The sequence below is a fragment of the Bradyrhizobium sp. CIAT3101 genome (genome assembly GCF_029714945.1).
GTDB lineage: Bacteria > Pseudomonadota > Alphaproteobacteria > Rhizobiales > Xanthobacteraceae > Bradyrhizobium.
This window is the reverse complement of record NZ_CP121634.1, coordinates 318,070-343,307: the sequence shown is the minus strand read 5'-3', so window position 1 is coordinate 343,307 and position 25,238 is coordinate 318,070. Positions and strand designations below refer to the sequence as shown.

20 protein-coding genes and 1 pseudogene are annotated in these 25,238 nt (G+C 64.7%); 12 read left to right on the top strand and 9 right to left on the bottom strand.

From position 1 onward, the window contains the following. The first annotated feature begins 25 nt into the window (after positions 1-25). The 6 genes from QA645_RS01455 (at position 26) to QA645_RS01430 (ending at position 7,741) form a co-directional block, all read left to right on the top strand. Positions 26-430 (top strand): GFA family protein, encoded by a 405-nt coding sequence (locus QA645_RS01455; protein ID WP_254127402.1) that lies wholly within the window; start codon positions 26-28, stop codon positions 428-430. 242 nt (positions 431-672) lie between these two features. Then, positions 673-1,887 carry an aminotransferase class I/II-fold pyridoxal phosphate-dependent enzyme gene (locus tag QA645_RS01450; protein WP_283047705.1) on the top strand — a complete coding sequence of 405 codons (1,215 nt, stop codon included), beginning with the start codon at positions 673-675 and terminating at the stop codon, positions 1,885-1,887. 8 nt (positions 1,888-1,895) lie between these two features. Continuing rightward, positions 1,896-4,376 (top strand): DNA translocase FtsK, encoded by a 2,481-nt coding sequence (locus QA645_RS01445; RefSeq protein WP_283047703.1) that lies wholly within the window; start codon positions 1,896-1,898, stop codon positions 4,374-4,376. Between the two features lie 152 nt (positions 4,377-4,528). Next, positions 4,529-5,287 (top strand): outer-membrane lipoprotein carrier protein LolA, encoded by a 759-nt coding sequence (locus QA645_RS01440; protein ID WP_254135179.1) that lies wholly within the window; start codon positions 4,529-4,531, stop codon positions 5,285-5,287. A 59-nt stretch (positions 5,288-5,346) separates the two neighbouring features. Then, positions 5,347-6,162: an exodeoxyribonuclease III gene (gene xth / locus QA645_RS01435; RefSeq protein WP_283047701.1), complete on the top strand. Its 816-nt coding sequence runs from the start codon at positions 5,347-5,349 to the stop codon at positions 6,160-6,162. Between the two features lie 16 nt (positions 6,163-6,178). Next, positions 6,179-7,741 carry a hypothetical protein gene (locus tag QA645_RS01430; RefSeq protein ID WP_283047699.1) on the top strand — a complete coding sequence of 521 codons (1,563 nt, stop codon included), beginning with the start codon at positions 6,179-6,181 and terminating at the stop codon, positions 7,739-7,741. Between the two features lie 36 nt (positions 7,742-7,777). Here the strand turns inward: QA645_RS01430 and QA645_RS01425 are convergent, their stop codons facing one another. Both QA645_RS01425 and QA645_RS01420 read right to left on the bottom strand, forming a co-directional pair. Continuing rightward, on the bottom strand, positions 7,778-8,221 hold the full coding sequence (locus tag QA645_RS01425; RefSeq protein WP_254127397.1) for a cyclic nucleotide-binding domain-containing protein: 444 nt from the start codon (positions 8,219-8,221) through the stop codon (positions 7,778-7,780). Positions 8,222-8,281: 60 nt separating this feature from the next. After that, positions 8,282-8,968 (bottom strand): response regulator transcription factor, encoded by a 687-nt coding sequence (locus QA645_RS01420; RefSeq protein ID WP_007598630.1) that lies wholly within the window; start codon positions 8,966-8,968, stop codon positions 8,282-8,284. Between the two features lie 203 nt (positions 8,969-9,171). Here QA645_RS01420 and QA645_RS01415 point away from each other — a divergent pair, with 203 nt between their 5' ends. Then, positions 9,172-9,741: a L,D-transpeptidase family protein gene (locus tag QA645_RS01415; protein WP_283047697.1), complete on the top strand. Its 570-nt coding sequence runs from the start codon at positions 9,172-9,174 to the stop codon at positions 9,739-9,741. A 6-nt stretch (positions 9,742-9,747) separates the two neighbouring features. Next, positions 9,748-10,521, top strand: a complete 774-nt coding sequence (locus QA645_RS01410) for a fumarylacetoacetate hydrolase family protein (RefSeq protein WP_283047696.1) — start codon at positions 9,748-9,750, stop codon at positions 10,519-10,521. A gap of 153 nt (positions 10,522-10,674) precedes the next feature. On the opposite strand, the gene QA645_RS01405 is transcribed toward QA645_RS01410, so the two are convergent. Then, positions 10,675-11,364, bottom strand: a complete 690-nt coding sequence (locus tag QA645_RS01405; protein WP_283053627.1) for a YggS family pyridoxal phosphate-dependent enzyme — start codon at positions 11,362-11,364, stop codon at positions 10,675-10,677. Positions 11,365-11,471: 107 nt separating this feature from the next. Here QA645_RS01405 and QA645_RS01400 point away from each other — a divergent pair, with 107 nt between their 5' ends. Continuing rightward, entirely contained in the window at positions 11,472-13,169 is a 1,698-nt protein-coding gene (locus tag QA645_RS01400; protein WP_254127394.1) for a diguanylate cyclase, read from the top strand. A gap of 36 nt (positions 13,170-13,205) precedes the next feature. Here QA645_RS01400 and QA645_RS01395 read toward each other — a convergent pair. Beyond that, positions 13,206-14,008, bottom strand: a pseudogene (locus tag QA645_RS01395) (GGDEF domain-containing protein). A gap of 261 nt (positions 14,009-14,269) precedes the next feature. Here QA645_RS01395 and leuS point away from each other — a divergent pair. Genes leuS through holA form a run of 3 tightly spaced genes read left to right on the top strand, consistent with a single transcriptional unit; the run spans position 14,270 to position 18,519 of the window. Continuing rightward, on the top strand, positions 14,270-16,894 hold the full coding sequence (gene leuS, locus QA645_RS01390) for a leucine--tRNA ligase (RefSeq protein ID WP_283047693.1): 2,625 nt from the start codon (positions 14,270-14,272) through the stop codon (positions 16,892-16,894). After that, a complete protein-coding gene (lptE, locus tag QA645_RS01385) occupies positions 16,881-17,432 on the top strand; it encodes an LPS assembly lipoprotein LptE (protein ID WP_254127391.1) in 552 nt (183 codons plus the stop codon). The genes leuS and lptE overlap by 14 nt, the downstream gene beginning before the upstream one ends. 58 nt (positions 17,433-17,490) lie before the next feature. Then, entirely contained in the window at positions 17,491-18,519 is a 1,029-nt protein-coding gene (holA, locus tag QA645_RS01380) for a DNA polymerase III subunit delta (protein ID WP_254196117.1), read from the top strand. Between the two features lie 212 nt (positions 18,520-18,731). Here holA and QA645_RS01375 read toward each other — a convergent pair whose 3' ends face one another. The 5 genes from QA645_RS01375 to mnmE all read right to left on the bottom strand — a co-directional run bounded on the left by QA645_RS01375 (position 18,732) and on the right by mnmE (position 25,000). Then, positions 18,732-19,619, bottom strand: a complete 888-nt coding sequence (locus tag QA645_RS01375; protein WP_283047691.1) for a ParB/RepB/Spo0J family partition protein — start codon at positions 19,617-19,619, stop codon at positions 18,732-18,734. A 149-nt stretch (positions 19,620-19,768) separates the two neighbouring features. Continuing rightward, positions 19,769-20,623: a ParA family protein gene (locus QA645_RS01370; protein WP_254127389.1), complete on the bottom strand. Its 855-nt coding sequence runs from the start codon at positions 20,621-20,623 to the stop codon at positions 19,769-19,771. A gap of 31 nt (positions 20,624-20,654) precedes the next feature. Beyond that, a complete protein-coding gene (gene rsmG / locus QA645_RS01365) occupies positions 20,655-21,326 on the bottom strand; it encodes a 16S rRNA (guanine(527)-N(7))-methyltransferase RsmG (protein ID WP_283053625.1) in 672 nt (223 codons plus the stop codon). Positions 21,327-21,431: 105 nt separating this feature from the next. Beyond that, positions 21,432-23,312: a tRNA uridine-5-carboxymethylaminomethyl(34) synthesis enzyme MnmG gene (gene mnmG, locus QA645_RS01360; RefSeq protein ID WP_283047688.1), complete on the bottom strand. Its 1,881-nt coding sequence runs from the start codon at positions 23,310-23,312 to the stop codon at positions 21,432-21,434. A gap of 383 nt (positions 23,313-23,695) precedes the next feature. Beyond that, on the bottom strand, positions 23,696-25,000 hold the full coding sequence (gene mnmE / locus QA645_RS01355; protein ID WP_283047686.1) for a tRNA uridine-5-carboxymethylaminomethyl(34) synthesis GTPase MnmE: 1,305 nt from the start codon (positions 24,998-25,000) through the stop codon (positions 23,696-23,698). Positions 25,001-25,238: the final 238 nt, after the last annotated feature.

Sequence of the window (25,238 nt, the reverse complement as noted above, 5' to 3'; positions counted from 1 at the left end):
ACGAACAACAAAACGGGAGGTCGTCATGCGTTTGGAAGGCGGATGCTATTGCGGCGAAGTGCGCTACGTGGCCGAGGGCGATCCGATGATGCAGGCCCAATGTCACTGCCGCGAGTGCCAGTACATTTCGGGCGGCGCGCCCAACACCTTCATCGCCATGCCGGCGGCAGGCTTCAGCTACATCACCGGCCAACCGAAGCAATTCACCCGCAAGGACCTCGAGCGCGCGGTCACCCGTGAATTCTGCGCCGAATGCGGCACCCATCTGGTGACCAAGGTTCCGGGACTGCCGGCGGCCATCCTCAAGGTCGGCACGCTGGACGAACCCAAACAGTTCCATCCGCAGATGGCGATCTACACCTGCGACAAGCAGGAGTTCCACGCGATCCCCGCGGGCATGGCGACCTTCGAGAAGCTGCCGGCACACTGACCGGCACCGCCTGTCGGCGGATCAACACCGCGGCGGCGATTGCGTCATCGACGCGATCGCGCCGCGGCGACGCGTATAAGCCATGCATCCCGTTGTTATCCGGCCTCATTATTCCCGCTCTGGACGGGTCGGCCGACCGATGGTTAATCGCGTCTTAACCTCGCCCTATCTATGGTGAACTGAACCGCTTTCCCGCCGGCGCCTGCGCGCGACCGGCCGTTCCGAGAGTACTGGCGCCCAGAATGGTCATGACCGCTTCATCCCGTGCGCCGCAGGCCAGTGGAAGCTCCGACACCGAACGCTCGCCCTTTGTCCGGCTGAACGAGCTGTTGGCGCCGCATCAGCCCGGTAAACCCTTGATTTCGCTCGCAGTCGGCGAACCGCAGCATCCGGTGCCCGATTTCGTCGGTCCGGTGCTGGCCAAGCATATCGCCGATTTCGGCCGTTACCCGATGAACCAGGGCACCGAGCCATTCCGCCAGGCAGCGAGCGCCTGGCTGTCGTCGCGCTTCAAGCTGCCGCGGCCGCTCGACCCCAAGGCCGAGATTCTCGTGCTCAATGGCAGCCGAGAGGGGCTGTTCCTCGCCGCGATCGCGGCAGCGCGCTATGTCGGGCCGAAGCCCGGCAAGCCCGCCATCCTGATGCCGAACCCGTTCTATCCGGTCTATGGCGCCGGCGCCGGCGCCGCGGCCTGCGAGTCGGTCTATCTGCCGACGACGCTCGACAACGGGTTCCTGCCCGATCTCGACGCCATCGACGAAGCGACCCTCGCGCGCACGGTGGCGTTCTATCTGGCGTCGCCCGCCAATCCGCAGGGCTCGGTCGCATCGCGCGATTATTTCACGCGCCTGAAGAGCCTCGCCGATCGCCATAACTTCGTGATCCTGAGCGACGAGTGCTACTCCGAGATCTACACCCGCGAGGCACCGGGCAGCGCGCTTGAATGCGCGGGCCCCGATTTCACCCGCGTGGCTGCGTTCCAGTCGCTGTCGAAGCGCTCCAACCTGCCGGGCCTGCGCGTCGGCTTCGCCGCCGGCGACAAGAAGCTCATCGGCATGTTCCTGGAGCTGCGCAACATCGCAGCGCCGCAGGTGCCGGTGCCGCTCCAGCATGTCGCGACCGTTGCCTATGGCGACGAGGCCCATGTCGAGGAGAACCGCCGGCTGTACCGGATCAAGTTCGATCTCGCCGACCAGATCATCGGCAATCGTTACGGCTATCGCCGGCCCGACGCCGGCTTCTGCGTCTGGCTCAATACGTCCGAGATCGGCGACGACGTCTCGGTGACTCTCAAGCTTTTCAAGGAAGCCGGCGTGCGCGTGGTGCCCGGTTCCTATCTGGCGCGGCGTCAGCCCGACGGCTTCAATCCCGGTGCCGGCTACATTCGCCTGGCACTGGTGCAGGATAGTGAGACCACGGCGCAGGCGCTGCACCGGCTGGTCGAAACTCTGGGTTAGGCGGGCCCATGAGCATGTCGGCAATCGAACGTGTGATTCCCCTGGTCGGCCATCTGCCGCCCTCGATCCGCGAGGCGCTGAGCCGGCGCGTGCGCGAGCTCACCGGCCTCGGCCTGATCACGCTGTCGGGTGTCGCGTCCGCCGCGCTGATGACCTGGTCGGTGCAGGATCCGAGCCTCAGCCACGCGACCTCGCGGCCGATCCACAACATCCTCGGCTATGCCGGCGCCATCGGCGCCGACCTTGCGATGCAGATCCTCGGGCTCGGCGCGATCATGCTGATCCTGACGGTCGCGGTGTGGGGCTGGCGGATGATGACGCATCGCCCGTTCGACCGCGAGGCGCTGCGGCTCGGCTCCTGGATTCTCTGCACCGTGATCGCGGCGGGCTTCGTCAGCTGCTGGCCGCATGGTGGCGCCTGGCCGCTGCCGACCGGGCTTGGCGGCGTGGTCGGCGATGCGCTGGTGCGCGCGCCGGCGGTGATCTTCGGGCCTCCCGGCGTGATCTATCGCATGGTGCTCGGAATCATCCTGTTCGTCGCGCTCGCTGCGACCTTCCTGATCGCCTGCGGGCTCGGCGCCCGCGAGCATGACGAAGAGCTCGCGGAGATCGAGGACGACGACAAGCCGCTCGATGACGAGGAGAGCGATCGTGGCTCGGTATCGCTGGGCTGGCTGTTCCACGCGCTGATGAGCACCAAGGCGCGGCTGATCTGGCTGTTCGGCGCGGCCTACCGCTCGCTGGTGTCGAGCGGCTCGAAGACCAAGGCCGTTTCGTTCAGCCGGCAGGAACCCAATCTCGGCGGCCGCGCCGCGCCCTCGATCTCACCGCAGTCCGAGGACGAGGAGCACGAGGACGAGCAGGAAGAAGAAGAGGAAGACGAGGAGGAGGAGGAAGAGGAAGAGGCGCCCGCGCGCGCGACGCGCAAGAAGGCTGCGCCGAAAGCCGCTTCCAAGAAATCCTCCGACAAGTTCGAGCTTCCCTCCGTCTCCGTGCTCGCTGCACCGAAGGCCGGCGATCGCCAGCCGCTCAGCAAGGCCGAGCTGGAAGCCAATTCGCGTTCGCTCGAAGGCGTGCTGCAGGATTTCGGCGTGCGCGGCGAGATCGTGAAGGCCAATCCGGGCCCGGTCGTCACGCTGTACGAACTCGAACCTGCGCCCGGCATCAAGTCGTCGCGCGTGATCGGGCTCGCCGACGACATCGCGCGTTCGATGAGCGCGCTGTCGGCGCGCGTCGCCGTCGTCCCCGGCCGCAATGCCATCGGCATCGAGCTGCCGAATGCGCATCGTGAAAAGGTCTATCTGCGCGAGCTGCTGGTCGCCAAGGAGACCGTCGACACGGTTGCAAAGCTGCCGCTCTGCCTCGGCAAGACCATCGGCGGCGATCCCGTCATCATCGACCTCGCGCGCACGCCGCACATGCTGATCGCCGGTACCACCGGCTCCGGCAAGTCGGTCGCGATCAACACCATGATCCTCAGCCTGGTCTATCGGCTGCGCCCGGACCAGTGCCGGCTGATCATGGTCGATCCGAAGATGCTCGAACTCTCCGTCTATGACGGCATTCCCCATCTGCTCACCCCGGTCGTGACCGATCCGAAGAAGGCGGTGGTCGCGCTGAAATGGGCCGTGCGCGAGATGGAAGAGCGCTACAAGAACATGGCTAAGCTCGGTGTGCGCAACATCGACGGCTACAACACGCGCCTGGGCGAATTGAAGGCCAAGGGCGAAGAGCCGACGCGCACCGTGCACACCGGCTTCGACAAGGAAACCGGCAAGGCGATCTACGAGGAAGAGAAGCTCTCGCTCGATCCGCTGCCCTACATCGTCATCATCGTCGACGAAATGGCCGACCTCATGATGGTCGCCGGCAAGGACATCGAAGGCGCCGTCCAACGTCTCGCGCAGATGGCGCGCGCCGCCGGCCTGCATGTGATCCTCGCGACGCAGCGTCCGTCGGTCGACGTCATCACCGGCACCATCAAGGCGAACTTCCCGACCCGCATCGCCTTCCAGGTCACCTCGAAGATCGACAGCCGCACCATTCTGGGCGAGATGGGCGCCGAGCAGCTGCTCGGCCAGGGCGACATGCTCTACATGGCCGGTGGTGGCCGCATCAGCCGCGTGCACGGTCCCTTCGCCTCGGACGATGAAGTCGAGAAGGTGGTGCGCCACCTCAAGACGCAGGGCCAGCCCGAATATCTCGAGGCGGTTACGGCCGAGGAGCCGACCGAAGACGAGGACGGTGGCGCCGTGTTCGACGCCAGCGGCATGGGCGCGGATGGCGGCGGCGACCTGTTCCAGCAGGCCGTTGCCATCGTCAAACGCGACCGCAAGGCCTCGACCAGCTACATCCAGCGCCGCCTGCAGATCGGCTATAACCGCGCCGCATCGCTGATGGAGCGCATGGAACTGGAAGGCATCGTCGGCCCCGCCAACCACGCCGGCAAGCGCGAGATTCTGGTCGAGGAAGAAGACAGCCATATGTGAGGCAAGCCGCCTCAAAGTCCTATTTCACGCAAAATCGTTATCTGCTTTTGCCCGAAATCACGCTAAAACGACGCCCAGCCATACAGGACGACGCGTTGACCCAACATCCGGACATTCGATTCGCGGCTTCTTTTGCCACGCGCGGCGCGCGCGTGGCGGCCGTGCTTCTCGCCACCGCCGCGATGGTGACCTCGGCGTCGATGGCGCAGACGGTCCCCGTGCCGAAGCCGGCACCGAAGGCCCGCGACGCGGCTCCGCCGTCGGGCGGACCGTCGATCACCGGCGCGACGCAGACACCGCCGAATCCGATCATTCCCGATCCGCGCCGCAACGTGCCGAGCAGCATCTTCCAGACCTTCGACGACAAGCAGAAGGCGCAGGCGGCCAAGGTCAGCGCCTACCTGTCGTCGCTATCGACGCTGGTCGGAAACTTCGTCCAGGTCGGCCCCGACGGCAGCAAGACACAGGGCGATTTCTACATCCAGAAGCCGGGCAAGCTGCGCTTCGAATATGATCCGCCGAGCCCGATCGACATCGTCGCCGACGGATCCTCGGTGGTGGTGCGCGACCGCAAGCTCGCGACCCAGGACGTCTATCCGCTGTCGCAGACGCCGCTGCGCTTCCTGCTGTCGGACCGCATCGACCTGATGAAGGACACCAACGTGGTCAACGTGACCGCCGACGATCTCTTCATCAGCGTCACCATCGAGGAGAAGCAGGCGCTGGTCGGCACCAGCCGCCTGCTGCTGATGATCGGCGCCAAGGACGGCCAGCTCAAGCAATGGACCGTCACCGATCCGCAGGGCTACGACACCACGATCGCGGTCTACAATCTCGATGCCGGCAAGAAGCTCGATCCCAGCATGTTCAAGATCGACTTCACCAATTACAGCGTGCCGTCGCCGGGGTAGGCACCGCCCCTGTGGACAAGCGATTCCCCCACGCCAATCCATGCTAAGACGCAATTCCCATGCGTCTTTCCCTGACAACCTGGAACATCAATTCGGTGCGGCTGCGCATCGATCTGGTCGCGAAGTTTCTCAAGAGCGCGCGGCCGGACGTGCTGTGTCTCCAGGAGACCAAGTGCATCGACGACGCCTTTCCGCTGAAGCGCTTCAAGCGGCTCGGCTACGAGCACGTCGCGCTGAACGGGCAGAAGGGCTATCACGGCGTCGCCATCGTCTCGAAGATTCCGTTCGAATCCACGGACATCCGCACCTTCTGCGACAAGGTGGATTCGCGTCATATCTCGGTGTCGTTCGGCGAGAAGGCGAGCATCGCGAAGCCGCTGGTGCTGCATAATTTCTACGTGCCTGCCGGCGGCGACATTCCCGATCCCGCGCTGAACGAGAAGTTCGACCACAAGCTCCGCTTCCTCGACGAGATGAAGACGTGCGAACCGCTGCATCCGCGCGGGGAGGATCGCCACATCCTGGTCGGCGATCTCAACGTCGCGCCGCACGAGAACGACGTGTGGTCGCACAAGCAACTGCTGAAGGTCGTTTCGCACACGCCGATCGAGACCGAGAAGCTGCAGGCCGCACTCAGCGCCGGCGAGTGGGTCGACGTCGCGCGCGACCGCATCCCGATGTCGGAAAAGGTCTACACGTGGTGGAGCTATCGCTCCGCCGACTGGACCGTCGGCGACCGCGGCCGCAGGCTCGACCACATCTGGGTCTCGCGCGCGCTGAAAGACGCGATCCAGGATTTCAAAATCTTGCGCGATGCGCGAAGCTGGGAACGGCCGTCAGACCACGTGCCGGTGACGGTGACGCTGGACGTCTAGGCCTTCGGAGACGACGATGGGCACGCCCGCACCGTCAGAGCCCCCAGAACCACCGGTTCGTGCGTGGTGGAATTCCCGTTTCGTCGTGCCGGGATTGATGTTGCTGAGCACGGTCCCGTTCTGGTTCGTGCAAACGCCGCCGCTGATCGATTACCTCGCTCATATCGGCCGCTACCATGTGCAGCTGCACCTGGCGGACTCGCCGGCGCTCCAGCAGAGCTGGGATTTTCACTGGCAACTGGTCGGCAATCTCGGCGTCGAATTGCTCATCGCGCCGCTGGCGCCTCTGCTCGGTCTCGAACGCGCGGCCTGGCTGATTGCGCTGGCGCTTCCGCTGCTCATGATCTCCGCGATCGGGCGTATCAGCCGGGCGCTGCACGGCGAGCTCACGCCCTTTGCCATTGCGGCCGCATGGTTCGCGATGGCCTATCCGTTCCAGCTCGGCTTCGTGAATTACTGGCTCGGCTGTGCGCTCGCGTTGCACGTTTTCGCGTCCTGGGTCGAGACGACAGGGAAGAACGGCTCGCTGGTGCGCGTCGCGCTGTTCGCGGCGGCCGCCTGCCTGGTCTGGCTCGCTCACGCCTATGGCTGGGTCGTTCTGGTCGTCCTCGTCGGCGCCTTCGAGCTCTGCCGCAGCTGGAATCGTGCGCCGGCAGCATGGCCTTCCATGGTGCTCGTCATTCTGCGACGCGCCTGGCCCGTCATGATTCCCGCTTTGCTCATGATCGTCTGGCGGCAAGGCAATGGCGCCGCCGCGACGGGGCATTTCTTCGACATCAGTACGAAGATCACTGGACTGGTCTGGACGCTGCGTGACCAGAATATCTGGCTCGATACGCTGAGCCTGCTGCTGGCCATCGGCCTGCTGTACTTTGGAATCCGCAGCCGCGACGTCAGGCGCAATCCGGCACTGTTGGTCGGAGCCGCAAGCCTCCTCATTCTGATCCTGCTGATGCCAGGCGAGATGTTCGGCGCGGTCTATGCCGATGTGCGGCTATGGCCCATCTTCTTCATCGTCGGCCTCACCGCCATCGCGCCCACCGACCGCCTGCGGCGCGGCGCCGCGATGATCGCCGCCATGACGCTGGCTGTTTTTGCGATTCGGATCGCCGCCATGGCTGCCGGATTTGCGGCCTATGATTCCGGTTACGCGCAACATTTGCAGGCCCTAAACGACGTTCCGCGCGGCGCAAGCATCGCCGTCCTGACACGGCCGCCAAGCTGCGAGCGATGGCGTGCGCCGCGTGTCGCGCATCTGGGGTCGCTCGCCATCGTCCGGCGCGACGCCTTCGTCAATTCGCAATGGGACGCATCGGGTGGTCAGCAACTCCTGACACCGCTCCGTGCACGCGGCACCGCGTTCAACGCGGATCCGTCTCAGTACATCGAGGCCCCCCCGGGCGACTGCGATGGCGATCTGAGCGCCGCGCTCGCGCAAAGGATCGCGCAAATTCCGCGCGATCGCTTCGATCATGTCTGGCTGCTCGACGTCGATGCGTCGCACCTGCCGGTCATGCCGGGACTGCGGCTTCTATACCAGGACGACCGCAGCGCGCTGTATGAATTGAGCAAAGGATGACATCGGCGGAGCAGGGCTCGGCTAAATCTGCCGCGCTCAGGTGCTCAGCTTCGCACCCGCCATCAGAATGTCGCTCGCGATCTGGCTTGAGCGAACCGCAAACTCGTCGCGGAGGCGGAGCGCGGCGGCGGGGTCGCTTTCGAGCACGCGCTGAAACAGGCTGCGCGCGACGCGGATGACGGAGGAATGTTCCAGCGCCACCGCGCCCGAGGGCCGCTTCATCGGCACGACCAGCGCGAGCTCGCCGATCAGCGTACCGGGGCCTGCAATCATCTCGGCGCCGGCGCCGTCATCGACGCGAAAGGCGCCGCGCTGGACCACGAAGCCGGCGTCGGCATCGTCACCGAGATTGAAGAGGATGTCGCCGCGCACGAAGTCACGCTGCTCGGAGCCGATCGCCAGCATGCGCAACGAGGCGTCTCCCAACAGGCGCAGTGTCGGGACACGCTCGAGCAGCGCTACGTCGTCATCGATTGACATTCCGGTCCGAGGCTCGTGGAACGCGCTAATTTACGACGAATCGCGCGTTCCTGGAACGTATCACGGCACCAGCTTGTAGCCACCGGCTTCCGTCACCAGGATTTCCGGGTTGGCGGCATCCTTCTCGATCTTCTGGCGAAGACGGTAGATGTGGGTTTCCAGCGTGTGGGTGGTGACGCCCGAATTGTAGCCCCAGACCTCCTGGAGCAGGGTCTCGCGCGACACCGGCATCTGGCCGGCGCGGTAGAGGAAGCGCAGGATCGCCGTCTCCTTCTCGGTGAGGCGGACCTTGCGCGCATTGGCAGCGGTCAGCATCTTCGAGCCGGGACGGAAGGAATAGGGGCCGACCGAGAACACCGCGTCCTCGCTGGCCTCGTGCTGGCGCAGCTGGGCGCGGATGCGGGCCAGCAGCACGGCAAAACGGAAGGGCTTTGCGACATAATCGTTCGCGCCGGATTCCAGGCCCAAAATCGTGTCGGAATCGGTGTCATGCCCCGTCAGCATGATGATCGGCGCCTTGAAGCCGCCCTTGCGCAGGGAGCGGACCACTTCGCGGCCGTCGGTGTCGGGAAGTCCGACATCCATCAGCACGAGATCGGGGGCGTTGGCCTTTGCGGCGCTGGCGCCCTTGGCGCCAGTATCGACGGCGGAGGCTTCAAATTCTTCGTGCAGCGATAATTGCTCCACCAACGTGTCGCGCAGATCGGTATCGTCATCCACGATCAGGATCTTGCGGGCATTGGCCATGGGGGATCATCCTTTTGGGGTCGACCAGGCGCGCATGCATGCCGCACCCAGCCGTGATGGGAAGTTTAAAGGGTCGCTGTTTTTATTGTTGTTCGTGTTGAAGTAGTGGGCTGTTACCGATTCACAAGCCGGAATTACTCTAACCCAGAATAGCAGGGCGGATTGATGAATGTCCTGTAATGAATTCGATACCGCCCGGTCACATGAAAACTCACGCCAAGTCAGATGCTTATACCATGAATCGACGCGTCCAGCAGCTCTCGGCGATCCGCGTTAAGCCTGCCGCCGGCAATCCGCGCCGGGGCTGGCTGACGGCCGGACAGCTGACGATTCCGGTGGCGCTGGGGCGCGGCGGCATTCTGGCCAACAAGCGCGAGGGCGACGGCGGCACCCCCAGGGGCAGCTTTCGACCCCGGCAATTGTGGTGGCGGGGCGACCGGCACAGCCGCCCCCGGACGCTTCTACCGGCCCGGCTCATCACCGGCGCGGACGCCTGGTGCGAGGATCCCGCCGATCGCCACTACAACCGGTGGATCCGGCGCGGGGAGGGCGAGGGCGGTGACCGGCTCAAGCGCGCCGACCATCTCTATGACTTCATCATCGAAATCGACCACAACACCAGGCCGCGCATCGCCGGCCGCGGCAGCGCGGTGTTCCTGCATCTGGCGCGCGACAATTTCGGCCCGACCGCGGGCTGCGTCTCCATGACCAAGGCGGCGATGCTACAATTGCTGCGGCTGATCGGACCAAGAACAAGAATCATCATCGGGTGAGAACACATGCTCGACAAGGATCAGATCGCCGCCGCCTCGCAGGTCCTCGTTCAACATTGGCGCGACGGCAGCAAGCTTGACGCGCTCGAGCCACCGCTTCGACCCCAAAGCCGCGCTGACGGTTACGCGGTGCAGGCCGCACTTGGCGATCAAGTGTTCGGCTGGAAGATCGCCGCGACGAGCGAGGCCGGACAGAAGCACATCAATGTCGCGGGCCCGCTGGCCGGTCGCATCATGCGCGACACCGTCATCGCCGACGGCGGCACCGCATCGATGAAGGGCAACGCGATGCGCGTTGGCGAGCCCGAATTCTGCTTCCGCATGGGACGCGATCTGGCGCCACGGCCTTCGCCCTACAGCGTCGATGAGGTGCTTGCGGCCGTCGACAGCTTGCATCCCGCGATCGAAATTCCGGATTCGCGCTTTACCGATTTTGCCCGTGCCGGCGAGGCGCAGTTGATCGCCGACAATGCCTGCGCGCATTTGTTCGTGCTGGGTGCCGCGACGTCGGCCAACTGGCGCGCGATGGATCTCGTCGAGGAACGGCCGCAAATCACGCTGCGCGGCGAGCGCTATGTCGGTCACGGCAAGAACGTGCTCGGCGATCCCCGCGTGGCCCTGGCCTGGCTCGCCAACGAGCTGCGCGGACTCGGCATCACCTTGCGGGCAGGGGAGGTGGTGACGACGGGCACGTGCCATCCGCCACTCCCGATCCAGGCCGGCGATCATTTTGCGGTGGATTTTGGCGTGTTGGGGAAGGTGTCCGTGAGGTTTGGGTAGGCCTCGCTGTCGTCCCGGCGAAGGCCGGGACCCATAACCACAGGGAGAAGTTTGGCGAAGACCGGCAGTTGCCGAACCTTCGCCGGTACCAAGACCATCCGCCACCGAAAGATCACGCGGTATGGGTCCCGGCCTTCGCCGGGACGACAGCAACTACCTGTGCCCGAAGATCGCGCTGCCCACGCGCACATGGGTGGCGCCCAGCATGATGGCGGTCGCATAGTCTGCGCTCATGCCCATCGACAGGTTCTGCAATCCGTTGCGCGCAGCGATCTTGGCGGTCAGCGCGAAATGCGCCGCCGGCGGCTCGTCGACCGGCGGGATGCACATCAGGCCGGAGATCGTCAGGCCGTAGGTGTCGCGACAGCTCGCGAGGAAGGCGTCGGCGTCAGCGGGCGCGACGCCGGCCTTCTGCGGCTCCTCTCCGACATTGATCTGCACGAAGAGTTGCGGGTGCTTGTTCTGGGATTCGATTTCTTTGGCTAACGCCTGGCAAATGCTCGGACGGTCGACCGAATGGATGGCATCGAACAGCGCCACCGCCTCTTTCGCCTTGTTGGATTGCAGCGGCCCGATCAGATGCAACGCGATGTCCGGGTAAACGGACGTTAACGCCGGCCACTTGCCTTTGGCCTCCTGCACGCGATTCTCGCCGAACACGCGCTGTCCGGCGCCGATAACCGGGATAATTGCATCCGCGGCGAAAGTCTTGGACACCGCAATCAGCGTCACGGATGCGCGCTCGCGGCGCGCATCCTTGCAGGCGCGTGCAATTTCCGCTTCGACCGCGGCGAGCGCATTTGGTGAACCGCCGGTTACCGGCGCGGCGTTTTCATCTGTCATGACGTCGATCAATTGCAGGAGTAACGGAGGTAGTTCCAATTTTACCGAGTTCAAGAAAGAGTTTTTGAACCCTTCGCTTTACCTTGCCCGCGGGGTGGGTAGTGAAGATGGCAAACGTTAGTTTCAACCGCAAACGAGCAAAACTCAAGCAGGTCCTCGGCATCAGGGCCCGGCTTGCGTTGCTCGCGGTGATTCTGGTCGCGCCGTTGATGCTCGAGCGCATTCGCTCGCTTGAGGACACCCGCACCAAGCAGATCGCGCAAGCCACCGCTGAATTCACCACCGTCGCACGGCACAGCGCCGACGCGCAGCGCGAGGTGATCTCGTCGGTCGAGACCATCCTGAAATCGGAAGCCTTCATCCGCGCCTCCGCCGGCGGCGTCAGCAAGAGCTGCGACGTGTTGCGCGCGAGCCTGCCGACGAGTCTTCCCTGGATCCGCACGCTTCTGATCGCCGGCCAGGACGGCCGTATCCAGTGCGCGACCAACAACATGTATGTCGGCCTCGATCTCTCCGATCGGCCCTACTTCCAGCAGGCGCAGGAGACCGGCCGCTTCGTGCTGTCCGACTTCATCCTGTCGCGGCCGGTGCAGTCGCCGACGGTCATGGCGGTTTATCCGGTCTCCGCGTTCAGCGGCGTTGCCGATGCCGTCGTGCTCGCGACCGTCAACCTCGACTGGATGTCGAAGGTCATGAACAATCTGGGCGGCCGCGCCGGCATCACGGCGGTGCTGGTCGACAGCGCCGGCACCGTGCTGGCTGCGCCCGCCGACCAGCACAGCGCGGTCGGACGCCCGCTCGACAATATGCCGCTGATGTCGGCGATCGCCGACATGGCCTTGCGCTCCGACCAGGACGAAGGCTCGCTGTCGTTTCTCGCCGCCGACGGATCGCGGCGCGCGGTCAGCTACACGCGCATCGCCGGCACCAATGCCCGCCTGATCGCCAGCATCGACGAGGATAAGGTGTCCGCGGCGGTCAGCCGCGACATCCGCACCGCCTATCTCCAGCTCGCCTTCGTCGTCGTGTTCGTGCTGCTCGGCGCGCTGATCGCCGCCGAGAAGCTCGTGATCAAGCCGATCGAAATGCTTGCCGACATGGCCAAGCGCCTCGGCGAGGGCGATCTGTCGGCCCGCGCGGCGCGCAACCGGCTGCCGTCCGAATTCGTGCCGCTGGCGCGCGCCTTCAACGCGATGGCGGCGCAGCTCAGCCAGCGCGAGCGCGAGCTGATTGCGACCAATGACCGGCTGACGGTGATGGCGTCGATTGACATGCTGTCAGGACTTGCCAACCGCCGCGGCTTCCAGAGCCGTCTCGACTTCGAGTGGATGCGCGCGCAGCAATATGGCAGCGAGCTTGCGCTTCTGATGATCGACGTCGACCATTTCAAGCTGTTCAACGACACCTACGGCCATCTCGAAGGCGATTCCTGCCTGACCCGGCTCGGCGAATCGCTGTCCGGCATCGCCGCCGACACCATGGGCTTTGCGGCGCGCTATGGCGGCGAGGAATTCTGCCTGCTGCTGCCGAACACCGACGTGCACCGCGCTGTCGAGATCGGCGAGCTGGTGCGTGCCGCGGTGCTGAAGCTTTGCCTGCCGCACATCACCTCCGCCCACATGGTGGTCACGGTGTCGATCGGCGTTGCGGCGACGCGGCCGAACGAGACCTTGCGTCCGGGCGATCTGATCGAAGCCGCCGACGCTGCGCTCTACGCCGCCAAACATCGCGGCCGCAACAATGTCGTCGAGCACGGCATTTTGCGGATCGAGGGCACCACCGCCGAAATCGCGATGGCAGGTTAAAGCGCGACGGCTTGTTCCGCGCGCGTTGTGCTCGATCTAACCCGCAGCCTCGGCACGATCGAGCTCGCTCTCCGTCACCACGCGATTGCGCCCACCGCCCTTGGCAAGATAGAGCGCGCGGTCGCAGCGCTCGATCAGCTCCTCGCCGCCATAGCGCGCGGACAGATCCCGCGGGCGCACCTTTTCGCGCAACACCTTCGCCATCAGACGCAGCACCTGATCGCCGACGCCGTGGCCGAAATTGTCGTTGAAGGTCTTGAAGTGGTCGATGTCGAGAAGAAGCACGCTGAGCGGTTCGCCCCAATCCGCCGTCGTCTGCGCCTTGCGCAGGAATTCATCCAGCGCCCGCCGGTTTGCCAGCCCGGTCAGCGTGTCGGTCCGGGCGCGCTCTTCGGACTTGGATAGCGAATCACGGATCACGTCGAGCTCGCGTGTCTTTTCTGCAAAGCCCGCCTCGAGCCGCGTCGTTCGGGTGGCCGCCCGCGCCAGCTCGTTCATGAGCTGGGCGACCAGTGTCTTCGGATCGACGCCGGCCTGGCCCTGGTCGGCCACCTGGCTGATCGCCTGCATCTGGGAGCGATTGTCGGCGATCGCGGTGGCCAAAAACTCCTTCGCCGCGCCCATCAGGCATGCAACCGCTCGGACGTGTGGACCACGACGGCGCTCACCTGGGGCGCGATATAGGTCTCGAACAGGTCCTGATTGGTCCTGGTGTCGAAGGGACGGTTGTGGTCGATCAGGAGGTCGATGGCGTTGCGCAGGTCATCATGGCTGCCGGCGTAATACTGGAACCAGATGGCAAAATTGGTCGGCGTCGGCGGAATCCGCTGGTCTTCCATGCTCCGCACCGCCCGTCCGGCAATGGACGCGGCATAGTCGTAATCGGGATCGTCGAAGCCTGAATCCATCGCCTGCAGGGGGTGCTGTGAGGGCCAAATTCGCACCGGCCCCTTAATCCGATCCCAATGCCCTGATCCGTACTTTTGCGGAGCAGCATTGCGGGGCACCGCCGCCGGCGGCAACCCATTGACCCCCCGAGGACTTCTATGGCCTAGTCCGGCCTCTTCAGGCCGCCGAAACCACGAAAACGCAACGATTCCATGACCTCCGAACGCTATAACGCCCGCGACGCCGAACCGCGCTGGCAACGCCAGTGGGACGAACAGGCGATCTTCGTCTCGAAGAACGACGATTCGCGGCCGAAATACTATGTGCTGGAGATGTTCCCCTACCCGTCCGGGCGCATCCATATCGGCCATGTCCGCAACTACACGCTCGGCGACGTGCTGGCCCGCTTCATGCGCGCCAAGGGTTTTAACGTGCTGCATCCGATGGGCTGGGACGCCTTCGGCCTGCCGGCCGAGAACGCCGCCATCGAGCGCAAGGTCGCGCCCAAGGCCTGGACCTACGACAACATCGCCGCGATGAAGAAGCAGCTCCGCTCGATCGGGCTGTCGCTGGACTGGAGCCGCGAGTTCGCGACCTGCGACCCCAGCTACTACAAGCATCAGCAGAAGATGTTTCTGGACATGCTCGCCGCGGGTCTCGCCGAGCGCGAGAAGCGCAAGCTCAACTGGGATCCGGTCGACATGACCGTGCTCGCCAACGAGCAGGTGATCGACGGCCGCGGCTGGCGTTCGGGTGCTGTCGTCGAACAGCGGGAAATGAGCCAGTGGGTCTTCAAGATCACGAAGTACTCGCAGGAATTGCTGTCCGCGCTGGATAGCCTCGACCGCTGGCCCGACAAGGTGCGGCTGATGCAGCGCAACTGGATCGGCCGCTCCGAGGGACTGCTGGTCCGCTTCGCGCTGGACCAGGCGACCACGCCTGCCGGCGAGAGCGAGCTGAAGATCTTCACGACGCGCCCCGACACGCTGTTCGGCGCGAAGTTCATGGCGATCTCGGCGGATCATCCGCTGGCGCAGGCAGCCGCGGCGAAGAACCCGAAGCTTGCGGAGTTCATTGCCGACATCAAGAAGATCGGCACGGCGCAGTCGATCATCGATACCGCGGAGAAGCAGGGTTTTGATACCGGCATCCGCGCGGTGCATCCGTTCGATCCGAGCTGGAAGCTGCCGGTCTATGTCGCGAACTTCGTGCTGATGGAATACGGCACCGGCGCGATCTTCGGCTGCCCCGCGCATGACCAGCGCGACCTCGACTTCGTCAACAAGTACAATCTCGGCAACACGCCGGTCGTGTGTCCCGAGGGCCAGGATCCCAAGACGTTCGTCATATCCGACACCGCCTATGACGGTGACGGGCGCATGATCAATTCGCGCTTCCTCGACGGCATGACCATCGATCAAGCCAAGGACGAAGTCGCAAAACGCCTGGAAAACGAGCTGCGCGGCAACGCGCCGGTCGGCGAGCGCCAGGTCAATTTCCGCCTGCGAGACTGGGGCATTTCGCGCCAGCGCTATTGGGGCTGCCCGATTCCCGTCATCCACTGTCCCAAGTGCGACGTGGTACCGGTGCCGGATGACCAGTTGCCGGTGGTGCTGCCGGAGGACGTGAGCTTCGACAAGCCGGGCAATGCGCTCGATCATCATCCGACCTGGAAGCACGTCGCCTGCCCGAAATGCGGCGGCAAGGCGCAGCGCGAAACCGACACCATGGACACCTTCGTGGATTCGTCCTGGTATTTTGCGCGCTTCACCGATCCCTGGAACGAGACCGCGCCGACGACGCCTGCGGTCGCCAACCGGATGCTGCCGGTCGATCAGTATATCGGCGGCGTCGAGCACGCGATCCTGCATCTGCTCTACAGCCGCTTCTTCACCCGCGCCATGAAGGCGACCGGGCACATCGCGCTGGACGAGCCGTTCGCCGGCATGTTTACGCAGGGCATGGTGGTGCACGAGACCTACCAGAAGGCCGACGGCAGCTGGGTGCAGCCGGCCGAGGTGAAGGTCGAAGGCACCGGCAGTGACCGCCGTGCCACGCTGCTCGCGACCGGCGAAGCCGTCCAGATCGGCGCGATCGAGAAGATGTCGAAGTCGAAGAAGAACACGGTCGACCCCGACGACATCATCGCGACCTATGGCGCCGACGTTGCCCGCTGGTTCATGCTATCGGACTCCCCGCCCGACCGCGACGTGATCTGGAGCGACGAGCGCGTCCAAGGCGCCTCGCGCTTCGTGCAGCGGCTGTGGCGGCTGGTGAACGATGCGGTTGAACTCGGCAAGGCCGCCCCCGTGGCCCGGCCGGCCTCGTTCGGCGACGACGCGCTCCTCCTGCGCAAGGCCGCCCACGGCGCGCTCGACAAGGTGACGACCGGCGTCGAGCGGCTGCACTTCAACGTCTGCCTCGCCCATATCCGCGAATTCACGAACACGTTTTCGGAGGTGCTGCAGCGCCCCGGCCAGCCGGCGGCCGATCTCGCCTGGGCCATCCGGGAGGCCAGCCAGATCCTGGTCCAGCTGTTCTCCCCGATGATGCCGCACCTGGCCGAGGAATGCTGGCAGGTTCTCGGCCACAAGGGGCTGGTTTCCGAGGCCAATTGGCCGCAAATCGAACGCGATTTGCTGGTTGAAGACAGCGTGACCCTCGTGGTTCAGGTCAACGGCAAGAAACGGGGTGATGTCACAGTTGCAACAGCGGCCCAGAATCCGGAAATCGAGGCTGCCGTTTTGGCCCTCGATGCGGTAAAATTGGCCCTGGACGGCAAGCCCGTCCGCAAGGTGATCATCGTCCCCAAGAGGATCGTGAATGTTGTCGGCTAGGATCCGTATCGCAGCCCGCTTGCTGGCGGTTGCCGCCTTGGCGGCGACGACGGCCGGCTGCTTCCAGCCGATGTATGCCGAGCATACCGACGGCACCCCCGGCTTGCGCGAGAAGCTGATGGGTGTCGATCTTCCGCCGATCGACAAGGCAAATGCCTCCCGCGAGGCCCGCGTCGGCGTTGAAGTCCGCAACGCGTTGGCGTTCAAGCTCTACGGCTCGGCCACGGGCATGCCGCCGACCCACCGCCTGGTGATCCGCTTCACCTCCAGCAAGACGTCCCTGATCGTCGATCCCAACACCGGCCTGCCGAACAGCGAGAACTACGGCATCGACTGCCAGTACAATCTGATCGAGATCGCGACCGGCAAATCGGTGATGACCGGCACGACGTTCTCGCGCGTGTCTTACGACATGCCCGGCTCCTACCAGCGCTTCTCCCGCAACCGCGCGGTGCGTGACGCCGAGGATCGTGCCTCCAACGAGATTGCCGACAATATCAACACAAGGCTCGCCGCGTTCTTCACCGCGGGCACCTAGTCTGTCCTTTCGGGGTGCCTGACGGGCGAGCCCGGAGTCTCGATCCATATTGGGCCCGATGGTCGCGTTGCGCGGAAAAGAGATCGACGCCTTCCTCGCCCGCCCCGACGCGGGTCGTCCGATCATCCTGCTCTACGGTCCCGATGCCGGCCTCGTGCGCGAGCGAGCCGACGCACTGATTGCGTCCGCCGTCGACGATCCCAACGATCCCTTCTCCCTGGTCAAACTCGACGGCGACGAGCTCTCGGCCGAGCCGTCGCGCCTGGTCGACGAGGCCATGACCGTGCCGCTGTTCGGCGGCCGCCGCGCCATTCGCATCCGCGCCGGCTCGCGCAGCTTTGCCAGCGGCGTCGACACGCTGGCCGAGATGAACGTGAAGGAATGCCGCATCGTGATCGAGGCCGGCGAGCTGCGCCCGGAATCGCCGCTGCGCAAGGCCTGCGAGAAGGCCAAGACGGCCGTGGCGATCGGCTGCTATCCCGACACCGAGCGCGACCTCGCCAAGCTGATGGAGGACGAGCTTCGCATCGCGAACCTGCGCATCGCGCAAGATGCCCGCGCCGCGCTGATGTCGTTCCTCGGCGGCGACCGCCAGGCCTCGCGCAACGAGCTGCGCAAGCTCACGCTCTATGCCCACGGCAAGGGCGAGATCACGCTGGATGATGTGATGTCCGTCGTCGCGGATGCCTCCGAGCTGAAGCTCGATCCGATCGTCGATGGCGCCTTCGCCGGCCGTCCCGATATCGTCGAGACCGAATTCGCAAAGGCCATGATCGCCGGCACTTATCCCGGCGTGATCATCTCGGCCGCGCAGCGCCAGGCCGCGTGGCTGCACAAATCCGCGCTCGCGATCGCCGACGGCCAGCCTGCCTCCGCCGTGCTCGACGGCGGATATCCGCGCTTGCATTTTTCACGAAAGCCGATGGTCGAAACCGCGCTGCGCAATTTCAGCGTGGCACGGCTCGCCGGCATCATCGAGCAGCTCGCGACCGCCGCGCTCGACACCCGCAAGCAATCGACGCTCGCCGCGGCAATCGCCCAGCGCACGCTGATGGCCATCGCGGCGAATGCGAAGCGGCGGGGGTAGGCCCCGCTCTCTCCCCGTCATTGCGAGCGAAGCGAAGCAATGACGACATGGGACCAGACGCGCACCACACACTCGGTGTCGTCCCCGCGAACGCGGGGACCCATAACCACAGGGAGCGGTTTGGCGAAGATTCGCAGTCCGGTACTGCGACCCGATCCAATCGATGGATCGCGCGGTATGGGTCCTGGCTTTCGCCAGGACGACACCGACGCCTACAGCGCGCCCTTCGCGAGCCGCTTCATCACCTCGTCGAGCTGATCGAGGTTGCGGTAGTTGATCTGGACAGAGCCGCCGGGATCGCGGTGATTGACGGTGACCTTGAGGCCGAGCGCATCGCTGACGCGCTTCTCGAGATCGATCGTATCCGGATCCTTTTCCTTCCCGGCAGTCGCACGGGCCTTCTGCGGCTTTCGCTCCGGCACGCCCTCTTCATGCGCGAGCGCTTCGGCCTGGCGGACGTTGAGGCCCTCCGCGACGATACGCTTCGCAGCGGCGAGTGGATCGGGCACACCGATCAATGCGCGGGCGTGACCGGCGGTCAGATCGCCGCTGGTGATCAAGGCCTGCACCTCGGCCGGCAGCTTGGTCAGCCGCATCATGTTGGCGATGTGGCTGCGGCTCTTGCCGACGACCTTGGCGATGTCGTCCTGGCTGCGCTTGAATTCGTTGGCGAGCGCGTGGTAGCCGAGCGCCTCTTCCATCGGGTTGAGGTCTTCGCGCTGCACGTTCTCGACGATCGCGAATTCCAGCGCATCGCTGTCGCTGATGTCGACCGGCACGATCGGCACTTCATGCAGGCCGGCCATCTGCGAGGCGCGCCAGCGCCGTTCGCCGGCGATGATCTCGAAGCGATCCTGCGTGCCCTTCACCGGGCGCACCACGATCGGCTGGATCACGCCGTGTTGCTTGATGGATTCGGAGAGCTCCTTGAGCTCGGTGTCCGAAAAGGTCCGACGCGGATTGCGCGGATTGGCCTTGATGAATTCGATCGGCACCTTGCGCTGCGCGCGCGGACGGTCGACGTGCTGAGCCTCGCCGCCGACATCACCGATCAGACTTGCAAGACCCCGGCCCAGTCGCGAACGCGCTTCGTCGGCCATCGCCAGCTCCCTTGGATTCACGCTGCAGCACTCCAGAACTGAAATTTCGAAACTTGTAGGATGGGTAGAGCGAAGCGAAACCCATCGCCGTTCGTGCAAATGATGATGGGTTTCGCTGCGCTCTACCCATCCTACGAATCAACGTCGCTTCAATGCGTGACGCGCAGCTCGCGCTCGCGCTGGATGACTTCGGTGGCGAGTCGCAAGTAAGCTTCGCTGCCGACGCATTTGAGATCGTAGACCAGCACCGGCTTGCCGTAGGACGGCGCTTCCGAGATGCGCACGTTGCGCGGGATCATGGTCTTGTAGACCTTCTCGCCCATGAACTGGCGGACGTCGGCCACGACCTGGTTCGAGAGGTTGTTGCGCGAGTCGAACATGGTCAGCACGATGCCGTGGATCGACAGGTTCGGGTTCAGCGTCGAGCGCACCTGCTCCACCGTCTGCAGCAATTGCGACAGACCTTCGAGTGCGAAGAACTCGCACTGCAGCGGCACCAGGATCGCGTCCGACGCGGCCATCGCATTGACCGTGAGCAGGTTCAGCGACGGCGGGCAGTCGATCAGCACGTAGGTGTAATCGGCGTCCGGCGAGACGTTGTTGTTGAGCGCACCGATCGCATCGCGCAGCTTGAAAGCGCGTCCGGGCGTGGTGCCGAGCTCGAGCTCGAGGCCGGAGAGATCCATGGTGGAAGGCGCGATGTGCAGCCGCGGCACCGCGGTCGAGACCAATGCTTCGCGCAGCGGGGCTTCGCCGATCAGCACGTCATAGGTCGAGCAAGAGCGGTTGCGGCGATCGATGCCGAGGCCGGTCGAGGCGTTGCCCTGCGGATCGAGGTCGACGATCAGGACGCGCTCGCCAATCGCGGCGAGTGCCGTGCCAAGGTTGATCGCCGTGGTTGTTTTTCCCACGCCGCCCTTCTGATTCGCCAACGCCAGGATGCGTGGGTGACCATGGGGCACTTGATCGGTCTGTTCTTGCTGCGGCTCGTCAATCACGGTCATCGAAAATTCCCCAACTCAACCCCTGAGTGCCTCACCCGCGCCGTTCAACTGAAGTCAGCTCGACGATCCAACCGTCACCGGTCCGGCTTCGGTGGAGTTGCGGCTGAATATTCCAATATTTAGCGGCTTCGGTCAATTCAGCCTCTACATCTTGACCCTTCGGAAACAGCGCTTTTGCGCCCTGGCGCATCAGCGGCTCCGCAAAGCCGATGAGTTGATGTAGCGGAGCCAGCGCGCGGGCGGTGACGCAATCGACGGGGCCGGTGATTCTATCCACATTATCCCCGATCTCAGCGAGATGTACGACTCCCGGAGATGTGGTGACGCGGATTGCTTCGCGCAAAAAAGCGGCCTTCTTGGCGATTCGCTCGACGAGGTGGACGCTCGCGCCCGGCGACCCCGCCATGGCGCACGCCAGCACGACGCCTGGAAATCCGCCGCCGCTGCCAAGGTCGGCCCAGCGTTTTGCCGATGGCGCGAGGTCGACGAGCTGAAGCGAGTCGGCGATGTGACGGGTCCAGAGCTGCGGCAAGGTCGAGGGCGCGACCAGATTGGTCTTGGCCTGCCACTCCCGCAGCAGCGCGATGTAACGATCGAGCCGCGCCTCTAGTTCATGTGAAACGGGCGCGAGCTTCAGGGCCGTGCGCTTGTCCGCGGCGATGATGGAATCGAGCGCCTGATCGTTGGCGTTGGCCTTGTCGATCTTAGGCCTGGTCGGTGCCGGCTCGGTTCGACGACCGGCGCCCTCACCTGTTCCGGGTCGTCGGGAGAGCGGTTTGTCCCCGCCGCGCTGTTTCACGTGAAACGCCTATGCGATTGCTTTGGAAGTCTTGCGTGCCTCGCGGCGGAGATAGGCCGCGAGGATGCCGAGGGCCGCCGGCGTCATGCCGTCGATCCGACCGGCCTGGCCGACGGTGAACGGCCGCGCCTTCTCCAGCTTGGCCCGAACCTCATTGGAGAGACCGGGGACGAGGCTGTAGTCGACCTCCGACAGCACCATCCCCTCGTCGCGCCGGAAGGCTTCGACGTCAGCGCTCTGGCGCTCGAGATAGACGTCGTACTTGGCGTCGATCTCGAGGTGGGTGGCGATGACGGGATCGATGGCGGACAGCTCCGGCCAGATCGCTCGGACCTGGCTCCAGCCGATATCCGGATAGGCCATCAGTTCGAACGCCGAGCGGCGCTGGCCATCCCGGTTCAGGGACAGCCCGTGCTTGATCGCCTCGTTCGGGGTGATGGTCAGTGACTTCGACAGCGCCCGCGCGGCGTTCAGGGCGTCCATTTTGGCGCGATGATGCTGGGTCCGGGCACTCCCGACACAGCCCAGCGCGATCCCCTTCTCGGTCAGGCGCTGATCGGCATTGTCGGCCCGCAAGGTCAGCCGGTATTCGGCCCGTGAGGTGAACATCCGATAGGGCTCGCTGATCCCGCGGATCACGAGGTCGTCGATCATCACGCCGAGATAGCCGTCCGCACGGTCGAACACTGTCAGTGCAGCTCCGCTGGCGGAGAGCGCCGCGTTGAGGCCGGCCACGATGCCCTGCCCGGCGGCCTCTTCGTATCCCGTCGTGCCATTGATCTGCCCGGCCAGGAAAAGACCGCGCAGACGCTTGGTCTGCAGGGTTGGATCGAGTTCGCGGGGATCGATGTGGTCGTATTCGATGGCATAGCCCGGGCGGACCATCTTGACCCGCTCCAGGCCAGGGATGCTGGCGAGGATCGCGAGCTGGACCTCCTCCGGCAGAGAGGTCGAGATGCCGTTGGGATAGACCGTGGTGTCGTCGAGACCTTCCGGCTCCAGGAAGATCTGGTGGCCGTCCCGGTCGCCGAAGCGGACGATCTTGTCCTCGATCGAGGGACAATAGCGCGGACCGGAGCTCTTGATCTGACCGGAGTACATCGGAGAGCGATGAACGTTGGCCCGGATCACCTCATGGGTGGCGGTCGTGGTCCGGGTGATCCCGCACTGGATCTGTGGGGTCGTGATCCCTTTGGTCATGACCGAGAACGGCTCCGGCGGCTCGTCTCCGGGCTGCATCTCGACCGCGGACCAGTCGATCGTGGAGCCGTCCAGACGCGGCGGAGTCCCGGTCTTCAGCCGTCCGAGGGTGAAGCCGGCACGCTCGAAGGAGGCCGAAAGACCCATCGCCGGGGCCTCGCCGACGCGGCCGGCAGGCCAATTCTTCTCGCCGAGATGGATCAGACCGCGGAGAAAGGTGCCGGTGGTGATGACGACAGCCCCTGCCCGGAGCGCCCGACCGTCCGCCAGGCGCAATCCCGTGACCCGGCCATCGACCACGATCAGTTCGTCGGCCTCGCCTTCGATGACGGAAAGACCCTCGGTCGCCCGGATCGCGGCCTGCATGGCGGCGGCATAGAGCTTCCGGTCCGCCTGGGCGCGCGGACCACGGACAGCCGGGCCCTTGCGGCGATTGAGAACGCGGAACTGGATGCCGCCGGCATCACCGACGCGGCCCATCAGACCATCGAGAGCATCAACCTCGCGGACCAGATGACCTTTGCCGAGACCGCCGATCGCGGGATTGCAGGACATCGCGCCGATGGTCGAGAAACGGTGTGTCACCAGAGCGGTCGTCGCGCCCATCCGGGCAGACGCAGCCGCGGCCTCGCAGCCGGCGTGGCCGCCGCCAATGACGATGACGTCGAAACTCTCTCGCTCTGGTCGCATGGCCGGACTTCTAGCTCAGCGGCAGGAAAGCCGGAAGTGGAAACTGGGGAGGCGGGTGTTTCACGTGAAACGGAAGTGCTGGAGCGACTGAGAGCAGTGCCGCGACAACAACCCCATGCACAGTAGGAAGTGCGTCCAAACGGCTGCTGTTTCACGTGAAACAATGCGCGGAACAGACCCTGTAGGGTGGGCAAAGGCGGGTGCACCCTTCGCGCGCCGTGCCCACGAGCCGCCGGCATATTCGGACCGAGATCGTGGGCACGCTCCGCTTTGCCCACCCTACGATACCTGTTTCACGTGAAACGGCCCGGAACCCCCAAACCCTGTTTCACGTGAAACGCAAGCAATGGAACAAGCGCTAGTTCTACATTGAAGAACTAGCGCTACTTCCCGATGCAGAATTTCTGGAAAATGGCCCCGAGGACGTCCTCGACGTCGACCCGGCCGAGCAGCCGGCCCAGGGCATAAGCCGCGGCACGCAGCTCTTCGGCCGCGAGCTCTTCGCCCTCTTCTACAAGGTCGAGACTCCGGCGCAAGCTGTCCGAGGCGCGGCTCAACAAGTCTCGCTGCCGGGCCCGGGTCACCAATGCGCCCTCGGTGGTCCCGAAGAAGTCCGCCGCGAATTTCACGAGGGCCTCGACCAGCTCCGGAATTCCGTCGCCCCGACTCGCCGAGATCCCGAACTCGCCGGGTGACCGTGCTCCTCCAAGATCGATCTTGTTGCGGACGATCCAGACCTGGCCGCCGGACGGATCGACGGCGCGCTCGCCCTCCACCAGCCACAGCACGAGGTCGGCGTCTTCGGCCCGCGCCCTCGCCCGGCGCACACCTTCCTGCTCGACAGGATCATTGGTCTCGCGGATGCCGGCCGTGTCGATCACCGTGACCGGATAGCCGTCGAGATCGAGCTGCACCTCGATCACGTCGCGCGTGGTGCCGGCGTGCGGCGAAACGATCGCGACGTCGCGGCGGGCGAGTTGATTCATCAGCGTCGACTTGCCGACATTCGGCTCGCCTGCGATCGCAACCACCAGACCGTCGCGGAGGCGTTCGGAATGTCCCTGTGCCGCAAGGACTTTTGTGATTTCGTCGTGAAGCGCCTTGATCGCTTTCACCGCCGGCGCACGCAATTCCGCAGGCACATCGCCTTCATCGGAAAAATCGATTCCCGCTTCGATCAGCGCCGAGGCCTCGATGATCCGCTCGCGCCAATCACGCGCGCGATTACCGAGCAGGCCTTGCAACTGCCGCAGCGCCTGGCGGCGCTGGCGATCGGTATCGGCGTGGATGAGATCGTCGAGACCCTCGGCCTCGGTGAGATCGAGCTTGCCGTTCTCGAATGCGCGCCGCGTGAACTCGCCGGGCTCCGCCGCACGCGTATTCGGAATTAACGAAATAACGGCGAGGAGCGCCGCCAGCACGGCGCGTCCGCCATGGACGTGAAATTCGGCGACGTCCTCACCGGTCGCGGTCCCCGGCCCCGGAAACCAGAGCACGACCGCATCGTCGATCGGTTGGCCGGAATGGTCCCGGAGCAGCCGGCGGCTGGCCTGACGCGGCGTCGGCAGCTTGCCGGTCAGTGCCGTCAACACCAGGCCGGCGTGTGGGCCCGAGACTCGTACCATCGCGATCGCGCTCGGCGGACGGCCGGACGACAGCGCAAAGATGGTCTGGTCACGCGGGTGCATGGCCTATTTGTCCGGCTGGCGAGGAAAAGGCAAACGGCTCGTCCGGGACCACGGCAACGACGATTTTGCTGCGGCCTGGCCTGCAACAAATTTCATATTGCTCTGCAATATAATCTTGAGATTCTGGTGCAGAAACCGCTGTCCGAGACAATTTCGGCCGGTCAGAAGTCAATCATTATCCCGATATATCAACAGCTTCAGAGAAGTACGGGATTGAGGTCCGGCCGCTCGCCATGCT